This is a genomic window from Microcystis sp. M53603_WE2 (assembly GCF_030065435.1).
Genome location: NZ_JASJFF010000111.1, coordinates 1 through 4463, shown reverse-complemented (window position 1 = coordinate 4463; position 4463 = coordinate 1). Strand labels below are relative to the sequence as shown.

General features: G+C 45.8%; 3 protein-coding genes and 3 pseudogenes. 2 read left to right on the top strand and 4 right to left on the bottom strand.

Going from position 1 to position 4463, the window contains the following annotated elements; translation table 11 throughout:
* The 4 genes and pseudogenes from PX481_RS29560 to PX481_RS02745 all read right to left on the bottom strand — a co-directional run.
* Positions 1 to 111 (bottom strand): YlcI/YnfO family protein (locus tag PX481_RS29560; protein ID WP_502882714.1); only part of this gene is annotated, 111 nt, incomplete at its 3' end.
* A complete protein-coding gene (locus PX481_RS02755; protein WP_190357040.1) occupies positions 108 to 536 on the bottom strand; it encodes a putative toxin-antitoxin system toxin component, PIN family in 429 nt (142 codons plus the stop codon). The genes PX481_RS29560 and PX481_RS02755, both read right to left, overlap by 4 nt.
* A 160-nt stretch (positions 537 to 696) precedes the next feature.
* Positions 697 to 2627: pseudogene (locus tag PX481_RS02750) on the bottom strand (transglycosylase domain-containing protein).
* A 171-nt stretch (positions 2628 to 2798) separates the two neighbouring features.
* Positions 2799 to 3284 carry a pentapeptide repeat-containing protein gene (locus PX481_RS02745; RefSeq protein ID WP_288093563.1) on the bottom strand — a complete coding sequence of 162 codons (486 nt, stop codon included), beginning with the start codon at positions 3282 to 3284 and terminating at the stop codon, positions 2799 to 2801.
* A gap of 219 nt (positions 3285 to 3503) precedes the next feature.
* Here PX481_RS02745 and PX481_RS02740 point away from each other — a divergent pair.
* Together PX481_RS02740 and PX481_RS02735 are read left to right on the top strand one after the other, a co-directional pair.
* Positions 3504 to 4043, top strand: a pseudogene (locus PX481_RS02740) (YebC/PmpR family DNA-binding transcriptional regulator); the annotation flags it as partial.
* Positions 4044 to 4205: 162 nt separating this feature from the next.
* Positions 4206 to 4463 (top strand): annotated as a pseudogene (locus PX481_RS02735) (RNA-guided endonuclease TnpB family protein); the annotation flags it as partial.

The window sequence follows — 4463 nt, the reverse complement described above, 5'->3', positions numbered from 1 at the left end:
CTCAGCGATCGCAGTAGAGATAAATTGATCGATCGAAATTCCATCACGAGCCGCTAGATCATCTAAACTTTTCTGTAATGAGTCGGGAATTTGAACTTGGATGGTACTCATGGTAACTTACCTATTAATCGTAGGAAACCTGAAGGCTCAAGCAGACATAAACCAAATTGCTCAACACCAGCAAAGTCACGGGTGTTATATGTGATTATACTCTGACATCCTGCTTTAACTGCAAGCTCCAATACCATATCGTCTTTGGGATCACGCAGAAATGGTCGCCACAGGAAGAAAATTTCATGAGGTATCCCCACCGAGCAATAGAAATCAATTAAGTCATCTACTTCTTCTCGACTTAAATAGAGATTGGGCAACTCCCGCAATAGGACATCTGTATATTCCAAGACGAGAGGAACAGATAAGTGCATATCAAATTTTCCTGTACCTATAAGGCTAAGAAGTTGAAACGCACTTCCACGCCTAGATCTTAATCCAGCAATAATGACATTGGTATCAATAACAATCTGAGGTAACGACATTCGCAACTGGGCAACGATGATTATTGGTACAGTTACATCTTAACTTTATCATCACAGAACAAAAATAGCGTGGGTTTCATTTTTGAATTGGCGCTCTTACAAAAACCTAGCCACCTTTACTCGATCGATAAATTACGATCAGACTAATTATATTAACGATCTACTTAACTGTTGGTTTGCGGAATTTGGAAGGAGAAGGAAAATATTCTACCCGTTCATTTTTCAGAGCTTGTGCCATGAAATCGCGCCAAATGGGAGCGGCAAAACCACCGCCGGTGATACCTTTGCCTAAAGTGCGGTTTCGGTCATCTCCAATCCACACTGCGGTGGCTAATTGGGGAACATAACCAACAAACCAGACATTTTTCTCGTTATCGGTAGTACCGGTTTTTCCCGCTGCCGGACGACCGATTTGGGCCGAGGTTGCTGTTCCCCCCTGAATAACTCCCTGTAGGACAGAATTGAGAGAAGCGGTGGCCCAGGGGTCTAAAACTAGCTTTGGTTTGGGTGTATTATCGAGCATGACGTTACCCCGGCTATCAGTCACACGCATGATAAAGGTAGGCTCAGAATGCCAGCCATTACTGGCAAAAGTAGCGTAGGCCCCCGCCATTTCCAGAGGAGTCACATCTACCGAACCTAAAGGTAAAGAGGTGACGGCAATTAAAGGACTCTCGAAACCCAGCAGACGACAGACTTCAATAACTTTGTTTATCCCGACGCGACGACCGAGAACAACCGCGGGAATATTCAGAGACTGCATCAGAGCGCTACGCAGGGAAACCGGACCAGAAAAGCCGCCTCCGTAGTTTTTTGGGCTATAGAAGCCGCCAGCCTCGCGAAAACGGACGGGAGCATCATTAACCACCGTTTCGGGGGTAAAACGACCACTAGCGAAGGCAGTATAATAAACGAAAGGTTTAAAAGCTGACCCCGGTTGACGACGGGATTGAATGGCCGGTTTAATTGACTTTTATTGTAATCAACGCCACCGACGAGCGCCTTGACGAAATGGGTGCGGGGATCCACTGCGACTAGAGAAATTTGTAGGTCTTTGGTACGAATACCGCGACCACGCAAGCTATTATAGGCCCGTTGGATGGTAGACTCGGCCATGTTTTGAAAGTCGAGATCGATCGTGGTTTGAATCCGCATTCCCCCTTTAGTTAGGGTTTCCTTGCCAAATTTTTGCCGCAATTCTGCCACCACTGCATCGGTAACGTAGGGTAATTTACTTTCTTGCCAAGCGGTAGGTTTACCCAGTTTCAGCGGTTCCTTTAAAGCGGCCTCTTCCTGTGCGGGGGTGATCCAACCTAAGGTACGCATCCGACTGAGAACCAATGCCTGTCTTTCCTTGGCGGTTTTATAATTATTAAAAGGACTATAAACTTCCGGCGCTTGGATTAATCCGGCCATCATCGCCGATTCTGCTAAATTTAACTGGGCAGCGGGTTTATTAAAATAACTTTTAGCAGCGGTTTGCACTCCGTAATTATTATGACCCCAATAGATATTATTGAGGTACATTTCCAGAATGTCATTTTTGCTAAAAACCTGTTCCACTCGTACTGCCAGGACCGCCTCGGCTAATTTACGGCTAACGGTGCGCTGATGGGAGAGAAAAATATTTTTGACTAACTGCATGGTGATAGTAGATGCACCTTCCACCACACCGCCACTTTTCCAGTTAGCCACTACTGCCCGGCCGATACTATTAGGATTAATACCACGATGGTGATAAAAATGGCTATCTTCGATCGCCATCACGGCGCGTTTCAGATTGGGAGAGATTTGATCGAGTTCCACCACTTCCCGATTCGCTTCCCCGTGTAAGCTGGTCAGGGGTCTGCCTTTAACATCGTAGATATAACTGGTTTCCGTGGGGACGTAACCCCGTAAAATCCTCACATCGGGTAGATTGCGGTAACTAATCGCTAATCCTACCACAGCCCCCGTCACCACGGCCGTGGATACCATCAACAGGCCGAGAGCGGTTCCCCCTGCGACTCTAGAGACTCCTTGGAAAAAGCTATCCGAGTCACTACTGGGTTTCTGCTCTTTATCTTGATTGCCGAGGGTACTGGTGGACACGATGGTTACAATTTCCTTTTTCCAAGAGGGGACTGATCGATTAAACTGGCTTGAAAGTCTATTGTAAAGGTTTTGTTAAAAAATCGAATACTAGCTTACAGCAATTATGGCCGATCTGGCTCTAGTTTCGATCGGTCATGACAGCGCGATTCGGGGCAGCATAGTTAGGTATCAGCGACAAAATAGGGTATCGCGGGTATTTCTGCCAGTTACTGGGTTAGTTCCCGTCGCTCTCTCACAAAGATATTTTTCCACATCGGAGCGAATAATTGCATCGGTAAAATCGGCCCCGTCGATAATTGCACCTTTGATTAAAATGTTAGTGGCAAAAGCTCCTTCGAGAACGGCATTGGTAAAGTTGGCTTTGGTTAAACGGGCCGATTCTAAATCCACATTTCTCATATTGGCATCGCTAAAGTCGGCCCCCTCCAAGTTGGCAGAAAAAAAGCGTACTCCTTCCAGATTGGCATGACTGAAGTTACTACCGCGCAGATTAGAGTGATCGAAGGTGGAATCGCGCAAATCCTGCCCCGCAAAGTCGTTATCGGTCAAATTGCGGTTATTATAACTTAGCGCTTGGGCCGGAGCCAAGGAGAATAATAATACTAATATACTAGCAAACAAGGTTAGTAGAGTTTTGCGAGAAAATTGCGCCATATTGCCCCCTGATTGATCAACCTTTTCTATAATAAGCTGTACTGCATTTAAACCGCCTATCGGTAATTTTAGTACAAATGCTCGAACTACCCGCTCCCCTATAGCTTTGAAACAGGATTTATGATCATTACCCTGCACTCGTTGAGTTGACAATTATCCCCGGATTTACCAAGAGCGATCGATCTGCTAGATTTTTGATGTTGGATATGTTAGACAGGTATGGCTGGTCATAGTAAATGGGCAAATATTAAACGACAAAAAGCCCGGGTTGACGCCAAAAAAGGGCAAACTTTCACCCAGTTATCCCGGGCCCTTATCGTGGCTACCCGTAACGGTGTTCCGGATCCTGCGGGCAATTTTCAGCTACGCACGGCGATCGAAAAAGCCAAGGCGGCCGGTATTCCCAATGACAATATCGAAAGAGCGATCGCTAAAGGGGCGGGAACTTGGGAAAATGACTCGGCTTTTGAGCAAATTCGCTACGAGGGTTATGGTCCCGGGGGTGTGGCGATCCTGATCGAAGCACTGACCGATAATCGCAATCGCACGGCCGCAGATCTGCGGGTGGCTTTTAGCAAAAATGGCGGTAATTTAGGTGAAACGGGCTGTGTGGGCTGGATGTTTGACCATAAGGGGGTAATTCGTCTTGAGGGAACTATTGATGAGGATCAGCTTTTAGAAGCTTCCCTAGAGGGCCAGGCCCAATCCTACGAGTTTTTTGACAGTGAGGAGGAAGGTGAAGGGGCAGAAGTTTTTACCTAAAATGTCGGATGAATGCCCCCGCTAAATTTTTCGACAAGACATCAACCTTTGCGGGGGATGAAATCCGACCAAGATATTAACTGCGAAGCACGATTTTAATTCTACCATTTGTAGGTAAACTGTGTTATACTTAATTTATCCAGGGTCGAGGATTAATCAATGCTAGTCGTAGAAGCCAAGTTAAAAAACGGGACACCAGAACAATACCAAAGACTAGATGAAGCAATTAGGACATCTCAGTTTGTGCGTAATTATTGTGTTCGTTATTGGATGGACAATCAAGGAACAACCCGCAATGATCTCCAAAAACTTTGTGCGGTACTAGCTAACAATAAAGAGACACCATGGGTTAATAAATTAAACTCTCAAGCTCGTCAATCGGCTGCTGATAGAGCCTGGCAATCAATTAATAGGTTT

Excerpts from the sequence above, each read along its gene's own strand:
- PX481_RS02755 (WP_190357040.1), bottom strand. The coding sequence starts at position 536 with ATGTCGTTACCTCAGATTGTTATTGATACCAATGTCATTATTGCTGGA.
- PX481_RS02745 (WP_288093563.1), bottom strand. The coding sequence starts at position 3,284 with ATGGCGCAATTTTCTCGCAAAACTCTACTAACCTTGTTTGCTAGTATA.